Below are 17,657 nucleotides of genomic sequence, written 5' to 3' on the forward strand. Positions count from 1 at the left end.
GCGGGGTTTTCTTCGGCCCTATATGCCAACGTTGTCATACGGGGAGTCGTGTGGGCTAGTGGTTTGTCTCGCAATTGTTTGAGTGGTGCTGGCCCCTTCTGACGAGGGGCGGGCAGCGACGCTGACTGGGGAAGAGAAAAAAGCTGAAGCCCTCGATTATTTAAGAAACGGACCACTCGGCTCCATTGCCCAAGCGATCAGCCCATTCTGTGTTCAGGTCGATTGGCGCATGTCAATTTCAATGCGTCTGGATCTTTCGCATGCCGCACATCGAACCGGTTCGACACGCCGGGCAATTGGACGGGCAAGGTCTGTCGGCGGTAATATCGAACCGGTTCGACACAGAGCGTCACAGTACAACACAGGAGTTGCCCATGAAGAACAAAGTCCAGCTCATCACCTATGCGGATCGCCTCGGCAACGGCACCATCGCCGGCATGACCGACATCCTGCGCACCCGTTTCCAGGGCGTCTACGAAGGCGTGCATGTACTGCCGTTCTTCACCCCGTTCGACGGTGCGGACGCCGGCTTCGACCCGATCGACCACACCAAGGTGGACTCCCGCCTCGGCTCCTGGGATGATGTCGCCGAGCTCTCCAAGACCCACGACATCATGGTGGACGCCATCGTCAACCATATGAGCTGGGAGTCCGCCCAGTTCCAGGACGTACTGCAGAACGGCGAGGAATCCGAGTACTATCCGATGTTCCTCACCATGAGCTCCGTGTTCCCGAACGGCGCCACCGAGGAGGATCTGGCCGGCATCTACCGCCCGCGTCCCGGCCTGCCGTTCACCCACTACAAGTTCGCGGGCAAGACCCGTCTGGTGTGGGTGAGCTTCACCCCGCAGCAGGTGGACATCGACACCGATTCCGACAAGGGCTGGGAATACCTGATGTCCATCTTCGACCAGATGGCCGCCAGCCATGTGAGCTACATCCGTCTCGACGCCGTCGGCTACGGCGCCAAGGAGGCCGGCACCAGCTGCTTCATGACCCCGAAGACCTTCAAGCTCATCTCCCGTCTGCGCGAGGAGGGCGTCAAGCGCGGTCTTGAGATTCTCATCGAGGTCCACAGCTACTACAAGAAGCAGGTCGAGATCGCCTCCAAGGTGGACCGCGTCTATGACTTCGCGCTGCCGCCGCTGCTCCTGCACTCCCTGTTCACCGGCCATGTGGAGCCGGTGGCCCACTGGACCGAAATCCGCCCGAACAACGCCGTCACCGTGCTCGACACGCACGATGGCATCGGCGTCATCGACATCGGCTCCGATCAGCTCGACCGCTCCCTGAAGGGCCTTGTGCCGGATGAGGACGTGGACAACATGGTCAAGACCATCCATGCCAACACCCACGGCGAGTCCCAGGCCGCCACCGGTGCCGCGGCGAGCAACCTCGACCTCTATCAGGTCAACTCCACGTATTACTCCGCCCTCGGCTGCAACGACCAGCATTACATCGCCGCCCGCGCCGTGCAGTTCTTCCTGCCCGGGGTGCCGCAGGTCTACTACGTCGGCGCGCTCGCCGGACGCAACGACATGGATCTGCTGCGCCGCACTAACAACGGCCGCGACATCAACCGCCACTACTACTCCGTGGCCGAAATCGACGAGGACCTGCAGCGTCCGGTCGTCAAGGCGCTGAACGCCCTGGCCCGGTTCCGCAACGAACTGCCGGCCTTCGACGGCGAGTTCGGCTATGAGGCCGACGGCGACAAGTCCATCACCTTCCACTGGACCGCCGCCGACGGCTCGACCAAGGCCTCCCTCACCTTCGAGCCCGGTCGTGGCCTCGGCGCCGACAACGCCACTCCGGTCGCCAGCCTCGCGTGGACCGACGCCACCGGCGACCACGAGACCCACGACCTGCTCAACAACCCGCCCGCCGTAACCCTTGACTGATCAGTAAGAAAGAAAGCCAGTACAACCACCATGTCAGCAGTACATAACGACGCTGAAATCGCCCCGGCCCAAGCCGACGCCACCATCGGCACTCCGGACCAGCCCCAAACCGACCCGTTGCTCGACAGCTACGGCCGCCGCCCGTCCATCAAGGATGTGGTCAGGCTCGGCGCAGGCTTCACCATCAGCCTGATCATCACCGGCATCGTCTGGGTGTCGCTGTCGTCCATCCTGGTGCCCCAGCTCGTCGACCAGATCGCCCCCGGACAGCGTGAGGCGTTCATCGGTTCGATCAACAGCATCGGTTCGGTGGTGGCGCTGTTCGCCAACATCATCTTCGGCACCTTCTCCGACCTCACCCGCTCGAAGTGGGGCAAGCGCACGCTGTGGATCATCAGCGGCGGTATCCTGTGCGGCGCGTGCGTGGCGGGCCTGCTGGTCACCCGTTCGCTGCCGCTCATCCTGCTGCTGTGGTGCGGCATGCAGCTGTTCTACAACTGGATGAACGCGCCGTTCGTGGCCACCCTGTCCGACCGCGTGCCGGACAAGTTCCGCGGTTCCGTCTCCTCCTTCATGGGTGCGGGTGGCGTGCTGGGCCAGACCGCCGGCTCGCTCGTCGGCTCCCTGCTCATCAGCAACATCGACCTTGGCTTCGCCCTCGGCGCGCTCGGCTTCGCGCTGGTCGGCATCATCGTGGTCGGCATCTGGCCGCGCGAGCCCTCCAACGTGGACGAGGAACGCGAGCCGGTGTCCGTCAAGATGGTGCTCAAGTCCTTCATCCCGCCGCACGGCAAGGGCGCTCGCAACTTCTACTACGCCCTGTTCGGCCGTCTGATGATGGTGGCCGGTTACCAGATGATTAACGGCTACCTGCTGTACGTGGTCAAGTACTACACCTTCTCCGACTCCGGGTACGACGCCGAGCAGCTCAAGACCGCCGCCGCCGGCGTGATCGCGACCATGTCCGTGATCACGATGGTCGTCTCCCTGATCGCCGCTCTGGTCTCCGGCCCGATCTCCGACCGTCTCGGCATGCGCAAGATTCCGGTGGCGCTCGCCAGCGTGCTGTTCGCCATCGGCGCCGCGATGCCGTGGATCTTCCACAACGCATGGGGCATGTACCTGTTCGCCGCCATCGCCGGCTTCGGCTACGGCGTGTACAACGCCATCGACCAGGCGCTGAACGTGTCCATCCTGCCGAACCCGAAGGAGGCCGGCAAGGATCTGGGTGTGCTCAACATGGCCAACACCCTGTCCACTGTGCTCGGCTCGCTGCTCACCTCCGGCGTGGTGATGGCGACCGGCGGCAACTACGGGCTTGTGTTCCCGGTGTGCATCGTCGTGGTGCTCATCGCCGCCTTCCTCATCATGCAGATTCGCGGCATCAAGTAATCAAGGAAACGGGCTCGCTGGGCCGTCGTACGGGGCCGTCGTCGGGCAATCGACGTCACGGCGCCGCCCGGCGCCAGTCCCGTGGTCTGGCGCCAGTTCCGCGGCCCGGCGTAAGCTAGGTTCATGGAAAGCAAACCGTCCGCAGTGCACTGAAGCCAGTGCGCTCGGGCGGTTTTTGCGTGAGAAGCCAAGGAAGAGGAGTGGAGCATCATGCTGCAACCGTATGTGCGTCCGGGCATTGACGATCGTCCTGATCTGGACAAGGCATTGAGCCCCGAAGACAAGGCCGCCGTGGCCCGACTGGCCATCAAGGACCGTCGTCTGCCACCCGAGCCGTCGGCGGACCAGCCCGAGGCGCAGGCCGTGCGACTCGCCTCCGCCGGAACGTCCGCCGCCGCCGCGGCCGCGGCCAGCGTGGATACGCCGGCCCCCGACATGGCCTCCGCGTACCTCGACATGCGCGATCCGATGATCGCATCCAACGGCGAGAAGCCCGACGCGCGCAAGGTCTCGCGCCTCAACTGGGGCTTCTTCATCGCTTCCATGCTTGTCGGTGCGCCGTGGGTGGCGCTCAACGGCATCGCCGTGCCCAACATGGTGGCTCGGCTGTCCCATTACGATACTGCCAGCGCCGTTCCGGTCACCATCAACCCCGCGACCGGCCGTCCGCTGCCCGTGGCCACGGATCTGGCCATGCCGCTCGCAGTGCTGGTGGTGGTGGGCGTGATCGCCGCCATGTTCTCCATGCCGCTGGTCTCCGCCCTGTCCGACCGTACGCGCGTGGTCTTCGGCCGCCGCACCCCGTGGATGGTGGCCGGTGGACTCCTGTGCGCGCTCACCACGCTCATCCTCGGGCAGGATACGAGCATCATCGTGCTGTGCATCTTCTGGGCGTTCATGCAATTCGCGTACGCCATGCTGTCCGTTCCGCTCGCCAGCTCCATCAGCGAGCGTGTACCGGACAAGTTCCGCCCGCGCATCGAGCGCTGGCACGGCATCGGCGTGATGCTGGCCCAGGCCATCGGCATGTGCCTGGGCGCGTTCGGCGTGATGTTCGACGCCGGCACGTCCTTTACCACCATCGCCGCGATTTTCGCGCTGTCGGGCATCCTGTCGGTGCTGATTCTGCCGAAGGAACCGTCCAGCCAGGAGCAGCCGCGCGTCGTCATGGACGGTGACGCCGTGCTCGGCCAGCTGAAATTCCCCGCACACGCGCCCGCCTTCGCCCGCGTGTTCGCCGCCCGTACGCTGATGATGGCCGGTGTGGGCATGACCGGGGTGTTCCTGTGGTACCTCGTGCGCTTCTGGGTGTACGGCAAGGCCGTGGTGCTCACGTCCGCGCCGATGACCATCCCCGCCGGATTCCTCATCATCGCCATGGCCGTGGCCACGCTCATCGGCGCCGCGCTCGCCTCTTGGGCCGCCGGGCCGATCTCCGAGTGGATCGAGGAGAAGGGGGTTCCCACGGCTCAGGTCGTGGCCGCGTCCTGTCTGCTGTATGCGTTCGGTCTGGCTTTGGTCTGGGGATTGGGCGTCTGGTCCACCGGCGCCGCGCGCGAGAACGGTATGATCGCCTTCGCGCTGATCTCCGGCTTCGCCTTCGGCCTGTACGATGCGCTGGGTTTGGAACTGGTGATGGACTCGCTGCCCGATCCACGCACCGCCGGCCATGACCTCGGCGTCTACGCGCTCGCCAATTCGGCGGGTCTGGCGCTCGCCGCCATCGTCGGAGCCTTGCTGGTCAACGGCTTCGAGTCGAGCTTCGGCTACTACCTACTGTTCCCGGCCGGCATCGTGCTGGTGCTGCTTGCCGGCATCACGACCCTGCTGTCCGCCGGCTCCACTGACTGACACTGGATGACGCTGGCGAGCACTGGTTGACGGTGGCGGGCGCCAGTGATCCGTTTCGCAATTGTCTGAGTGGTGATGCTCTCCAGATGAGGAGCCAACACCACTCAGACAATTACGAAACGGAATCCGAAACGGGACGAAACGTAAGTTTCACACGACATAGTGTTACGTTTCGTCCCACTTTGACACTGCAAAACGGGACGAAACGTAACATGGCCTCGTCGCTGACTTACGTTTCGTCCCATATCGAAGGGCGCTGCGGAGGCGCGAGACCGACCGGCCCGCCCGCGGATGCCCCAGATCCGGCATCGCCCTCGGTCGGCTCATCATCTGGCGCCATTTGGCGTTGGTCATCTGGTGTCATTGTCGTCATTCGATATTGGCCGAGGTACGACGACTGTTCGACTGCCCGACTGGAACCTCGCGGCCCTTCTCCGGAAGGGCCGTTTTCGTTGGAGCCGTGTCCCAACCGGTGCGCCGAACCGGTTCGAGTAAACTGGTGATCATGCGGTTCGTCCGCAGCACGAACTCGGACCTCACACAAGGGAGCGAAACATGGTCGGCATGCGCGATGTGGCCAAAAAGGCCGGGGTGTCCCTAAGCACCGTCTCGCTGGTGGTCAACAACACCGGATACGTCTCGGATGTTATGCGCGCCAAAGTCGAGGCGGCCATGCGCGAGCTCGACTACATCCCCAACGAGCTGGCCCGCAACCTCTACCACGACCGCACCAACACCATCGGCGTGATCATGCCGACCATCGTCCACCCCTTCTTCGCCACGCTCACCGCCGCGTTGCAGCGCGAATTCGCGTCGCGCGGGCTCAAGACGCTGCTGTGCTCCACCGCCGACGCGAACACCGGCGAAGGCGAGTACGTGGACATGCTCCAACGGCACATGATGGACGGCATCATCATGGCCGCCCACACCGAGCATCCCGCCGACTACTGGACCTCCATCAGCCGGCCGATCGTGGCTTTCGACCGTTTCCTCGGCGCCGGGGTGCCCACCGTCCGATCGGATCACGAACAGGGCGGGCGGCTGGTCGCACAGCATCTCATCGCTTCCGGCGCCCGCCATGTGATCCTCGCCGGCGGGCCACGGGCCCAATTCTCGGGCGGCACCACCTTCCCGACTGTGAGGTACCACCTCACCGTGGAGCGGATGCTCGCCGCGGCGGGTATCGCCTGTGACTACGTGGAGGTCGGCGCCGTGGCCGACGTCACCGCACATGAGGCCATGGCCCGACGCATCTTCGACCGTTATCAGGGAGTGGACGCCATCGTTGGCGCCGATGTGGTGGCGGCCATGGCACTGCAGGAGGCCGGCCGTCGGGGCCTCGACGTGCCGCGGGACCTGCAGGTGATCGCCTATGACGGCACGCTCATCACCGAGCTCGCAGGCAAGCGGCTGACTTCGGTTCGACAGGATTTCCCGGCCATTGCCGCCGCGCTCGCCGATTGCATGAACGAGCAGATCGCCGCCGGGGATGATTCCGGCCGGCAATCCGGGGCAAAGCGTTCGGGCACCGCTGATGCGGCCGCTGCTGATGCCGCGACTAGTACTGATGCGGCCGGCGGCAATATGTCTGATGGCGATGCGTCCGGCGGCAATGCGGTCGATGCTGTTTCCGCGGGTGTCCCAGCTGCCGCCGGCTCCGATGCCGTTGAGGCCATTGGCGGTGTCACTGTTGGTGCCGGTGAGGCTGGCGGCGGTGCCGAGAACGAGCGGGTGATTCCCGTGTCCTTCATCCCCGGCGAAACCACCCGATAACCCCTGACGAGCCTCATGCGTTGCCGTGCGGCCATGGGGTGGCTCCGCGACGCCGCTGAGCCGTTATTCAGCGGTGCTGCCAGGCCAGTAGGTGGCTTGGCTGCGATGCTGAGTGTCTAATCGTCGCAGTCGGGCCATGCGATGGCTCAGCCGCAACGCTGAGATGCCGTTTTGCGTCGCTGCGGGGCCAGTAGGTGGCTTGTCCGCGACGCTGAGCCGCTCAGCGTCGTCTGCGGGTCAAGCGGTGGCCCCATGACATCGCCGCGCAATGATTCAGCGTCGGTGGCGAGCCAAACCATGGCTCCATGACGACGTGGCACAGCATTCGGAATGCCGGTATTCAGGATTCCGTCCGTGTGCGCCCCTGATGAATGCGGGGCGACGCGTCGGCATCATATTGTGGATCAAGCCGGTGTTCACCGCCCAGCATGCCACCGTTGGGGCACGTATCGGCATCATATTGCGGACCCGTATTAGGCCTGTAGGCGGGCGTACTACAAGCCGCGCGGGAGCCTCGGCAATCAACGGGGAATCGGTTCCTGCTGACGACGTGCGGCAGCCGGATGCGGGCTCAGATCAGACCTGTCCGCGACGCGCGGTCAAGGCTCCTGAGACCACATGTTCACATAGTGAACCCCTGCTGGATTGACCCATATCGCGCGCTTATTGTCTCATTCCAGTTCGGGTCGAACGGACCCGAGGAACACCGAAAGGAGGCCACGCGATGACTGGATTCAATGCTTCTGCGTTTGTATCCGCACGAATTATTAGCCCGTCTTCGCTGGCGGACTAACGGCATGATGCTTGAGGCCCCGTCAACGAAGGCAGGGCCGAGGATACCGACACAATCGGTGATGGCCCTGCAATGTGCGGGGCTTTTTTGTTGCGCTCATAAGGCTTGAACAGCACCCCGCGAACCGAGACGGCAGCGGATGATGCATCACGTAGCAGTACCAACATAAGTAAATACAACCAAGCACAGCAATTCACGTATACCTCGTGAGTCACCCCGGAGCCCGATCGCCCCGATGAGAGAGTGACGAGAGAACTACAGGAGCAACAATGACTACAGCAGTCGAAGAGACTGGCCTGAACAAGACGGCCGGCAAGGCCGCCGCCATGGTGCGCGATTCGGTCAAAACCGTGATCGCCGCCTCGATGGTCGGCACCGCCATTGAGTTCTACGACTTCTACGCCTACGGCACAGCCGCGGCGAACTACTTCCCGCACATCTTCTTCTCGGCGAAGGACAACCCGACCGTCGCCCTGCTGATGAGCCTCTTGACCTTCGCCATCGCGTTCATCGCTCGTCCGCTGGGCTCGCTGGTCTTCGGCCACTTCGGCGACCGCATGGGCCGCAAGACCACGCTGGTCGTCTCGCTGATGACGATGGGCATCGGCACCTTCCTCATCGGCTGCCTGCCCACCTATGATCAGGCCGGCGTCTTCGCGGTCGCCATCCTGTGCCTGTTGCGCTTCATCCAGGGCATCGGTCTGGGCGGCGAGTGGTCCGGCGCCGCTCTGGTGGCCACCGAGAACGCCCCCGAGAACAAGCGCGCCCTGTACGGCTCCTTCCCGGAGCTGGGAGCCCCAATCGGCTTCTTCCTGTCCAACGGCACCTACTTCGTGCTCGAATCCTTCAATGATCAGGACGCGATGCTGGCTTGGGGCTGGCGTGTGCCGTTCCTGTTGTCCGCCATTCTGGTGATCGTCGGCCTTGTGGTTCGTGTCCACATGGAGGAGACCCCGATCTTCCGCATGGCTCAGGAGCAGAAGAAGGTCGTCAAGTCCCCGCTCACCGAGGTCTTCCGCAAGTCGTGGCGTCAGGTGCTGCAGGCCACCTTCCTCGTGGCAGTGACCTACACGCTGTTCTACACGCTCGCCACCTGGTCCCTCGCATGGGGCACCAAGGACACCGCGAACGGCGGCGGCAACCTGGGCTTCACCAACCAGGAATACCTGCTCATGCTCATGATTTCCATCTGCGTGTTCGCCCTGTTCATCGTGCTGTCCTGCCTGTACGCCGATAAGATCGGCCGCCGTCGCGTGCTGACCTTCTCCTCCTGCGCACTGGTGGTCTTCGCCCTGCTCTTCCCGTTCCTGCTGGACGGCCAGCTCGTGGGCCAGAAGAACTTCGCCGCCAACATGGCCTTCCTGTGCATCGGCTTCGCGCTGATGGGCATCGCCTTCGGCCCGATCGGCGCCTTCCTGCCCGAGCTGTTCGACGCCAACGTGCGCTACTCCGGCTCCGGCATCGGCTACAACCTCGCCGCCATCGTCGGCGCTGCCTTCGTGCCGACCATCGCCACCTGGCTGTCCCACAACTGGGGCGTCCACTCCGTGGGCCTGTACCTCGGCGTGATGGCCGTGTGCTGCCTGGTCTCCGTGCTGAGCTGCCGAGAGACTAAGGACGTTGATTTCACCAAGTGAAATCAACGGCTGCTTTTCGGCTTCGCGATTGCCTGTTGGTTGCAATCGCTCACTGGGCCTACGGAAGCCCACTGGGCTTCTGCTGGACGGCCCAGCACGGACGTTGATTTCGCCAGATGGAGTCAACGGCGGGTTTCTGCTTCGCGCAACGATTCCCGCATTCATAACCTACTTTCATAACTAAATATCGATAACTAAAAAATTCATCCCACGTAGTGAACCCCTGTGGCGTGGCTCCGTCCAAGTAGGACTAAACCTATGCCACGGAAAAGCCCACAAGGAAAAACCACGTAGGGTTCTGCTCCACAGCAGAACAGATTGATACTCACCCCATAAATAAACAATAGATATAAAGGAGCGCCAAAATGGCAGCAACTATCTGGTACGAGAAGGACGCCGATCTGTCCGTGTTCGATGGCAAGAAGGTCGCCATCCTGGGCTACGGCTCTCAGGGCCACGCCCACGCGCTGAACCTGCGCGATTCGGGCGTTGACGTGGTCGTCGGCCTGCGTCCGACCTCCAAGTCCGTGGAGTTCGCCAAGGAGCAGGGCCTGGAAGTCAAGTCCGTTCCGGAAGCCGTCGCTGAGGCCGACGTCGTCATGATCCTTCTGCCTGACCAGTACCAGGCCGCCGTCTACAAGAAGGACGTTGAGCCGAACCTGAAGCCGGGCGCCGCTCTGGCCTTCGCCCACGGCTTCAACATTCACTACGGCTACATCAAGCCGACCGAGGATCACCCGGTGTTCATGGTCGCCCCGAAGGGCCCGGGCCACATCGTTCGTCGTGAGTACGCCGCCGGCCGTGGCGTCCCGGTCGTGGTCGCCGTCGAGCAGGACCCGGATGGCAAGACCTGGCCGCTGTGCCTCGCTTACGCCAAGGCTCTCGGTGCTCTGCGCGCCGGCGCCATCAAGACGACCTTCACCGAGGAGACCGAGACCGATTTGTTCGGCGAGCAGGACGTCCTCATGGGCGGCATCAACCACCTGTGCGACATGGGCTTCGATGTGCTGACCGAGGCTGGCTACCAGCCGGAGATCGCCTACTTCGAGGTGTTCCACGAGCTGAAGATGCTGGTCGACCTCGCCAACGAGGGCGGTCTGAACAAGGCTCGTTGGTCCTGCTCCGACACCGCCCAGTACGGCGACTACACCTCCACGGTCATCACCGAGGAGACCAAGAAGCGCATGCAGTACCAGCTCAAGCGCATTCAGGACGGCTCTTTCGCCAAGGAGTTCATGGACGATCAGGCCGCCGGTGCGCCGAAGTTCAAGAAGCTGCAGGAAGAGTACTCTCACCCGCACCTCGAGACCGTCGGCCCGAAGCTGCGCGCCATGTTCTCCTGGAACAACGAGGCCGCCAAGGACCAGGACGAGGCCGAGTCCTTCAACGGCAAGATCGCTCGTACCCAGGTTCAGTGATTTTGGCCGCATAAGCGGTGATTGCGGATTGGCCGCAAGGCTTTCCGTGTAACGTAAGGCCGTTACTTCGATTCTCATCGAGGTGACGGCCTTTGCGTTGCCGTGGTGCTTCTCGGCAATGCGAAGCCCTGCAACGACGCTACTTTAGAAAATCCGCACATATCGACTTTTTCTAAAATAGCGCGAAGGCAGCAGCCGGCTGGCGTGTGCTGCATTCTTCCGTGACAACGGGCCGGCCAAGGGTAAGCCGAGTCAGCGCTGCTGCTGGCGGCGTAGGTATTCACGCAGGAACGGTACGGCAAAATCGACTTCGCCGCGTTCTGTCTCGCGGATGATATAGGCGTCGAGCAAGCGTTTGCGGTATGTCGCGGCATAGTTGTTGGTCTTGCCCATGCGGCGAGCAATATCGCTGGTGGAGGATGGGCCATCGGATGCCGTCATCGCTTCAAGATACGCCCGATCGTTGTGCGAGAGCCCGTGCAGCTCGGGAACGCATACGGCGTTATCGAGATCGATTCGCGCTTCGGCGAGACCGTCGGCGATATCGCCGTCAGTGACAATATCCGAGTCTCGCATGTCGGCTGCGTCCCAGATGTGGTATCCGACCAGCTGAATCATGTATGGGTATCCGCAGGTCGCCTCGGCGGCGGTGCGAAGCTGTTCGCCGTCGATTGTCATGCCGGAGGTTCGGAAGGTTGTGCCGAACGCGTCTTGCACATCGCTAACCGGTACATCGGTCAGCACATTGGTTTTCGCCCGGCGAAGGAATGTGATGACCTCATCGTTGAACAGGTCGGAGATCATCTGGGGGAGTCCTGCGAATGCGATGGCGATGTCACGGCGCTCGCGAATCTGATGCTGGATTGCCGTAGCCAGCGCAATCATATCGGAGCGTTGTGCGGCTTGCGTCTCATCTATGGTGATCAGCAGTCCGGCGTGTTGTTTGGCGAGTGAGTCCAGCCGCGCGGACATGGCTTTACGCAGGGTCTCCGGCATGCGTTTGGGGGACAGCTCCGCTTCGCCCAAGCTTATGCTTGTGCCGGCGAAGCTGACGGCTGGCTTGATGGAGAACCTGTCGAGCATATGGTCCTTGCTTCGTAATTCGTTGACGAGTCGTTCGCACAGGCCTTCCGAAGCGGTTTCTTCGATGACGTCCCATTTTCGGGCTCGGGCTTTGTCTCCGAATACGGTGAGCATAACCGTTTTGCCGGTACCACGGGCCCCGGTGATCAACATGATGCGTCCCGGTGCCCCCACGCCGTTGTCTAGACCTTTCTCGAAGTCACGAATGACTTTGGCGCGCCCGATGAGCAGCGGAGGCTCGCCGCCGGCGGTCGGCTTGAACGGATTTACTGGCGTTCGCACTGGTGCCCCTTCCCCTCAACAAGGCTGGTATAAAGCCAAATCAAAAATATCAAAAATATCAAAAATATCAAAAGAAGCTGGAGGGCTGGTTCTCATAATCGTCAATTTGCCGGAATTGCTTTCTCTATCGGTATGGCGGCCTATATCTCAGCGTCCATTCGCAATGCAGATGCGTGGGCGTGTGGAATGTGTGGGAGTGCCATGGTTTGGGGCAGGGGTGGTGTGCCAATCACGATCCCGGGGATTCGAGGACAAAATTGGCGGGAACTGCACTTCGGTGCACTTCGGTGGGGCGCAACTGCATTATTGGTGATTTTGTATTTGCGTCCCACTTTTTTCGTCTGTGCATCATATGGCGGCAACGTCGATTGGCGGAATGACGCCATTGTGCGCATGCGAGAGACGGGATAAAGCGGGAGGAACGCGGGACGCAACTGCATTTCCCGGGATTCTGCATTTCCGTCCCGCTGAATTCCGCTGAAATCCGCTGAATTCCCGCCCGGGTTTGCCCGCATTGTCCGGACTATAAGACAATGTCCATAAACGCGTAAAAGTCGATTCGTGACCCAGCTCACGTTGTGGGACAGCCGGGGACAGCCGGGGCATTCTCGGTAGGATGGACACCAGTTTTGCGAGTCGCGCCCACAAGGCGCCACCCGCCACGCTTGAGATCGTCCGGGCTTGTCCCGGATGCCCAAACGCGCATCATGCACAACCGCATACGCGCAACCACAACAACACCGCATGCCGGCCAGATCACCGAATCCACGGGACGACCGGTACGCCAGCAGTACAAGGAGTGCTTAATGGCTGCACAAATTTGGTATGACAACGACGCCGATCTGTCCGTGCTCGATGGCAAGAAGGTCGCAATCATCGGTTACGGTTCCCAGGGCCACGCCCACGCGCTGAACTTGCGCGACTCGGGCGTCGATGTGGTCGTCGGCCTGCGTCCGACCTCCAAGTCGGTCGAGTTCGCCAAGGAGCAGGGCCTCGAGGTCAAGTCCGTGCCCGAGGCCGCCGCCGAGGCCGACGTCATCATGATTCTGGCCCCCGACCAGTACCAGCGCACGATTTGGGCCAACGACATCGAGCCCAACATCAAGCCGGGCGCGGCCGTCGCCTTCGCTCACGGCTTCAACATTCACTATGGCTACATCAAGCCGACCGAGGATCACCCGGTGTTCATGGTCGCCCCGAAGGGCCCGGGCCACATCGTGCGTCGTGAGTACGCCGCCGGCCGTGGCGTCCCGGTGGTCGTGGCCGTCGAGCAGGACCCGCGCGGTGACGGCTGGGCGCTGACCCTGGCCTACGCCAAGGCCCTCGGTGCCCTTCGCGCCGGCGCCATCAAGACCACGTTCAAGGAGGAGACCGAGACCGATCTCTTCGGTGAGCAGAACGTGCTCATGGGTGGCGTGAACAAGCTCGTCGAGATGGGCTTCGAGGTCCTCACCGACGCCGGCTACCAGCCGGAGATCGCCTACTTCGAGGTCTGCCACGAGCTCAAGATGCTCGTCGACCTGATGAACGAGGGTGGCCTGAACAAGGCCCGTTGGTCCTGCTCCGACACCGCCCAGTACGGCGACTACACCAACACCGTCATCAACGAGGACTGCCGCAAGCGCATGGAATACCACCTGCAGCGCATCCAGGACGGCTCCTTCGCCAAGGAGTTCATCGACGATCAGGATGCCGGCGCCCCGCACTTCAAGGAGCTGCAGGAGAAGTACTCCAACGAGCGCATCGAGACCGTCGGCCCGAAGCTGCGCGCCATGTTCTCCTGGAACAAGGACGGCGTCAAGGATGCCGACGAGGCCAACTCCTTCACCGGCAAGATCGCCCGCGCGCAGGTGCAGTGAACTGAAGCCGCATAAAAGGCGCCTCATATGAAAAGTTGGGTGGATGGGGTGCATGTTCCGACCGTAGGCTTGGCCGAGCGGCCTTGAGCGTGTCGGAACATGCACCCCATCCACCCAACGTCAATATTCCGCATAGTGGTCGTTCTATGCAATCGTCGCAGTTACCCCACTGTGTAGGGAATTCCCCACTGTGTAGGGAGAGGAATTTTACGATTCGCGGAATAAAGCCGTTTTCGGCCCCTACACGGTGGGCGAATCCCTACACGGTGGGAACTTCCCTACACAGTGGTGGCGGGATGGTTCGTTATCGCAGCACCCACGCGGAGGTGTCGGTCGGCAGCTGGCCGTCGCCGGTCAGCGGGCCGGACGTCAGCACCACGTCACCTTCGGGCAGCGCGATCGCGGCGTCGCCGAAGTTCGTCACCGATGTGAACGTGCGGCCATTCGCGGCAACACGCGTGTACGCCACCACATCATCGCCCATATCCACCTGCTCGGCCGAGGTGTCGCGCGTCGAGGTCAGCGACTCCTGACGAATCGACAACGCCGCACGGTACAGCGCGAACATCGAATCCGGATCGGCCTGCTCCACGTCCACGGCGAAGTCCTTGAACCACAGCGGCTGTGGCAGATGCGGGTCGGCCGCGGGCGTCACGCCATCGGCGCGGACCGCGGGGGAGAAGCCGAATGAGGCCCCAGTGCCGAACTGACCGGCCGCGCACAGCGGCACACGGTTTTCGCCGGTGCCGTCATCGGCGGGGATTGGACGGCTGAAATCAGCCAACGACGGCTCGTCGGCGGCGACCCACGGCAGCGGCACGCGGCATCCGTCGCGGCCCTTGTCCATCGTGGCCTGTGCGGTATGGAAGGCGGTCGGGTCCTCCAGATGATCCCACGGGATGTCCGCCACTTCGAACAGGCCCAGTTCCTCGCCTTGGTAGATGTAGGCGGCGCCGGGCAGGCCGAGCTCCATGAGCGCGGCAGCGCGGGCGCGCTTGGTGCCGAGCTCGCGGTTCTCGGGATAGGTGGTGCCGTTGCGCAGCAGCCAGTCGTGGGGCAGCTGATGGTAGGGCGCGCCGGCGACCTGCGGCAGACCGTAACGCGAGGGGCTGCGCGGCACATCATGATTGTTCATCACCCAAGTGGTGGTCGAGCCGTTGGTCTCCGCAGCGGCCTTGAGACCGGAGTCGATGGCCTTGCGGAAGTCGCCCGCGAACCAGTTGGCCTCGGCGAAATCGAAGTTGAACGACTGGCCCAACTCGTCCATCGAAGCGTACAGATGCTGGTGCTCGGGCACCACCCAGGCCTCGGCGACGGCGAAGCGCGGCGGATTGTACTCGTTGAACACCTGACGCCACTCGCGGTAGATGTCGTGCACCTCGCGGCGGTCGAACAGCGGGTGCGAGAAGTCGTGGCACAGCACGCCCACCACGCTGTATTCTCGGCCCAGCTCCTCGAGCGGCTTGGACTCGAGGTCCTTGGCCAAGCCGTGAGCCACGTCGATGCGGAAGCCGTCGGTGCCGTGGTCGGACCAGAAGCGCAGCGTCTTCTTGAATTCCTCGTGGATGTCCGGGTTCTTCCAGTTCACATCCGGCTGGGCCTTGTCGAACAAGTGCAGGTACCACTGGCCGTCCTCGACGCGCGCCCAGGCAGGGCCGCCAAAGAAGGACTGCCAGTCGTTCGGCGGCAATTCGCCGTGCTCGCCCCGGCCGTCGCGGAAGATGTAGCGGTCGCGCGCAGGGGAACCGGGGGCAGAGGCCAGCGCCTCCTGGAAGAAGACGTGCTTGTCGGACGTGTGGTTCGGCACGATGTCCACGATTACCTTGATGCCGGCGTCGTGCGCGGCCTTGGCCATGGCGTCGAAGTCGTCCATGGTGCCCAGGCGCGGATCCACGTTGCGGTAGTCGATCACGTCGTAGCCGCCGTCCGCGAGGTCGGACGGGTAGAAGGGGGAGAGCCAGATGGCGTCCACGCCGAGATGCTTGAGGTAGTCCATCTTCTCGGTGACGCCGGCGATGTCGCCGAGGCCGTCGCCGTTGACATCCTTGAAGGAGCGGGGATAGATCTGGTAGACGACGGCCTGCTTCCACCAATCGTCATGGAGGTTGTTCGCGGTCATGCGACGCTTCCTTTGCTGCTGTTGGGTTGTTCCGCGCAGGTCGGTCGGGCGTTGGGCCGATGGTTTGCGGCGCTCGCCGGTGATGCGCGGATATGGTGGGTGATTGCTTGATGACAACGATATCATGCAAGGCCAACAACATACAATTACGCTACGGCGTTTCGCTATGGCAACGTAGTCACCAATGTAGGTAATGGTCTGTTGTGCAATTGTTTGAGTGGTGTCGGCCCTCTCTGATGAGGGGGCTGTCAGCGAAGCTGACTGGGGAGAGAAAAAGCTGAAGCTCTCAATTATATAAGAGACGGACTGCTAATGGGATTTGTGGGATTCGTCAGCGATGACGAGCGTCGCGAAGGTATGCGGGTCGTGCGCGAGCTGCGGGGCAAACCGCGCACGGTCCATGAGCGGTCCGGGGCGCCCGCAAACCGCTGCCGACTCCGTTTAGCGTCCGCTCGGCGGTGCCGTGGTCTCGCGCAGCATCAGCGGCGTGGGCGGCTGGCGGAATGCCGGGGCGATCGGCGTGCCGGCGATGGCATCCAATGCCATGCGGCCGGCGTCCTGACCCATCGCGAACGGGTCCTGATGCAGCGTGGTCAGGCCCACTGCCGCGGCCAGATCCACGTCGTCGAAGCCGACGATCGACAGATCCTGGGGTACGTTGCGTCCGTACTGGCGCAGGCGATACAGCACGGGTAGCGCCATGTCGTCGTCCTCGAAGCAGAAGGCGGTGACGTCGGCCGCCGCGTTGAGCACGGCATTGAGCGCCGCGTTGATTTCGGCGGCGCCGCGCGGCACCTGCAACGTCTGCACGGAGACGCCGGGGCGTGAGGTGGCCGCGTCGAGCAGTCCTTGCAGGCGGGCCTCCGCGCTGTAGCGCATGGTGGTGCGCGTGCGCACGCTGCCCACGAAGGCGATATGGCGATGGCCGAGCGCGATGAGGTGCTCGATGGCGGAGCGGGAGGCCGCCCGGTCGTCGATGCTCACGCCCGCGTCGAACCCGTCGGTGGAGGGGATGTTGATGCCGATGATCGGTACGTGCATATGCTTCAGGCGCTGGACCTCGGCCGGTTCGATGTTGAACGAGCTGACGATCACCGCATCCGCGTTCCGTCGCACGGGCAGGTCCTCGAAGAAGCTGCGGCGCTCCTCGGCGTTGCTCATCGGGTACACGACGGTGTCGTAGCCGGCCGGCCTCAGCACCGAGTCGAGGCCCGCGAAGATGTTCGAGTTGAACCAGGTGGTGATGGTTTCGCTGGCCAGCAGCGCGATGCGGAACGACTGACCGGATTTCAGCGCGGCTGCCGACCGCGAGACGGAATAGTCCAGTTTCTCTGCGGCGGCCATCACCTTATCGCGGGTTTCGGGGAGCACAAGGTCCGGCTTGGCGAAGGTGCGGGACACCGTGGATACCGAGACGCCGGCCTCCCGCGCCACCGCCTGAATGCTCGCCTTGGTCATCGTTGCTCCTTGCCCCGGGAACTCCCCGCCGGAAAATCATGGTCATGACAACGATAACATGGCGGCGTACGGGACCTTGCCGCAACGGCTG

General features: G+C 63.0%; 10 protein-coding genes. 7 read left to right on the plus strand and 3 right to left on the minus strand.

Features of this window, described 5'->3' with window-relative positions:
* Nucleotides 1–374: 374 nt before the first annotated feature.
* The 6 genes from gtfA (at nucleotide 375) to ilvC (BMYO_RS07895) (ending at nucleotide 10,765) form a co-directional block, all read left to right on the plus strand.
* Nucleotides 375–1,901, plus strand: coding sequence for a sucrose phosphorylase (gene gtfA / locus BMYO_RS07865; RefSeq protein WP_094667938.1), 1,527 nt, complete (start codon nucleotides 375–377; stop codon nucleotides 1,899–1,901).
* Between the two features lie 30 nt (nucleotides 1,902–1,931).
* Nucleotides 1,932–3,293 (plus strand): MFS transporter, encoded by a 1,362-nt coding sequence (locus tag BMYO_RS07870; RefSeq protein ID WP_094667939.1) that lies wholly within the window; start codon nucleotides 1,932–1,934, stop codon nucleotides 3,291–3,293.
* 210 nt (nucleotides 3,294–3,503) lie between these two features.
* Nucleotides 3,504–5,144: an MFS transporter gene (locus BMYO_RS07875; RefSeq protein ID WP_094667940.1), complete on the plus strand. Its 1,641-nt coding sequence runs from the start codon at nucleotides 3,504–3,506 to the stop codon at nucleotides 5,142–5,144.
* Between the two features lie 555 nt (nucleotides 5,145–5,699).
* Nucleotides 5,700–6,917 (plus strand): LacI family DNA-binding transcriptional regulator, encoded by a 1,218-nt coding sequence (locus BMYO_RS07880; protein WP_233428217.1) that lies wholly within the window; start codon nucleotides 5,700–5,702, stop codon nucleotides 6,915–6,917.
* A 1,062-nt stretch (nucleotides 6,918–7,979) separates the two neighbouring features.
* A complete protein-coding gene (locus tag BMYO_RS07890; protein ID WP_094667941.1) occupies nucleotides 7,980–9,347 on the plus strand; it encodes an MFS transporter in 1,368 nt (455 codons plus the stop codon).
* A gap of 365 nt (nucleotides 9,348–9,712) precedes the next feature.
* Nucleotides 9,713–10,765, plus strand: coding sequence for a ketol-acid reductoisomerase (ilvC, locus tag BMYO_RS07895; protein ID WP_094667942.1), 1,053 nt, complete (start codon nucleotides 9,713–9,715; stop codon nucleotides 10,763–10,765).
* Between the two features lie 252 nt (nucleotides 10,766–11,017).
* Here the strand turns inward: ilvC (BMYO_RS07895) and BMYO_RS07900 are convergent, their stop codons facing one another.
* Nucleotides 11,018–12,130, minus strand: a complete 1,113-nt coding sequence (locus BMYO_RS07900; RefSeq protein ID WP_094667943.1) for an ATP-binding protein — start codon at nucleotides 12,128–12,130, stop codon at nucleotides 11,018–11,020.
* Between the two features lie 806 nt (nucleotides 12,131–12,936).
* Here BMYO_RS07900 and ilvC (BMYO_RS07905) point away from each other — a divergent pair.
* Nucleotides 12,937–13,989: a ketol-acid reductoisomerase gene (gene ilvC / locus BMYO_RS07905; RefSeq protein WP_094667944.1), complete on the plus strand. Its 1,053-nt coding sequence runs from the start codon at nucleotides 12,937–12,939 to the stop codon at nucleotides 13,987–13,989.
* Between the two features lie 304 nt (nucleotides 13,990–14,293).
* Here ilvC (BMYO_RS07905) and BMYO_RS07910 read toward each other — a convergent pair whose 3' ends face one another.
* Together BMYO_RS07910 and BMYO_RS07915 are read right to left on the minus strand one after the other, a co-directional pair.
* Nucleotides 14,294–16,108: a glycoside hydrolase family 13 protein gene (locus tag BMYO_RS07910; protein ID WP_094667945.1), complete on the minus strand. Its 1,815-nt coding sequence runs from the start codon at nucleotides 16,106–16,108 to the stop codon at nucleotides 14,294–14,296.
* Between the two features lie 441 nt (nucleotides 16,109–16,549).
* Complete coding sequence (locus BMYO_RS07915; RefSeq protein WP_094667946.1) at nucleotides 16,550–17,566, minus strand: LacI family DNA-binding transcriptional regulator; 1,017 nt, start codon at nucleotides 17,564–17,566, stop codon at nucleotides 16,550–16,552.
* Nucleotides 17,567–17,657: the final 91 nt, after the last annotated feature.

This window comes from Bifidobacterium myosotis, from assembly GCF_002259745.1.
GTDB lineage: Bacteria > Actinomycetota > Actinomycetes > Actinomycetales > Bifidobacteriaceae > Bifidobacterium > Bifidobacterium myosotis.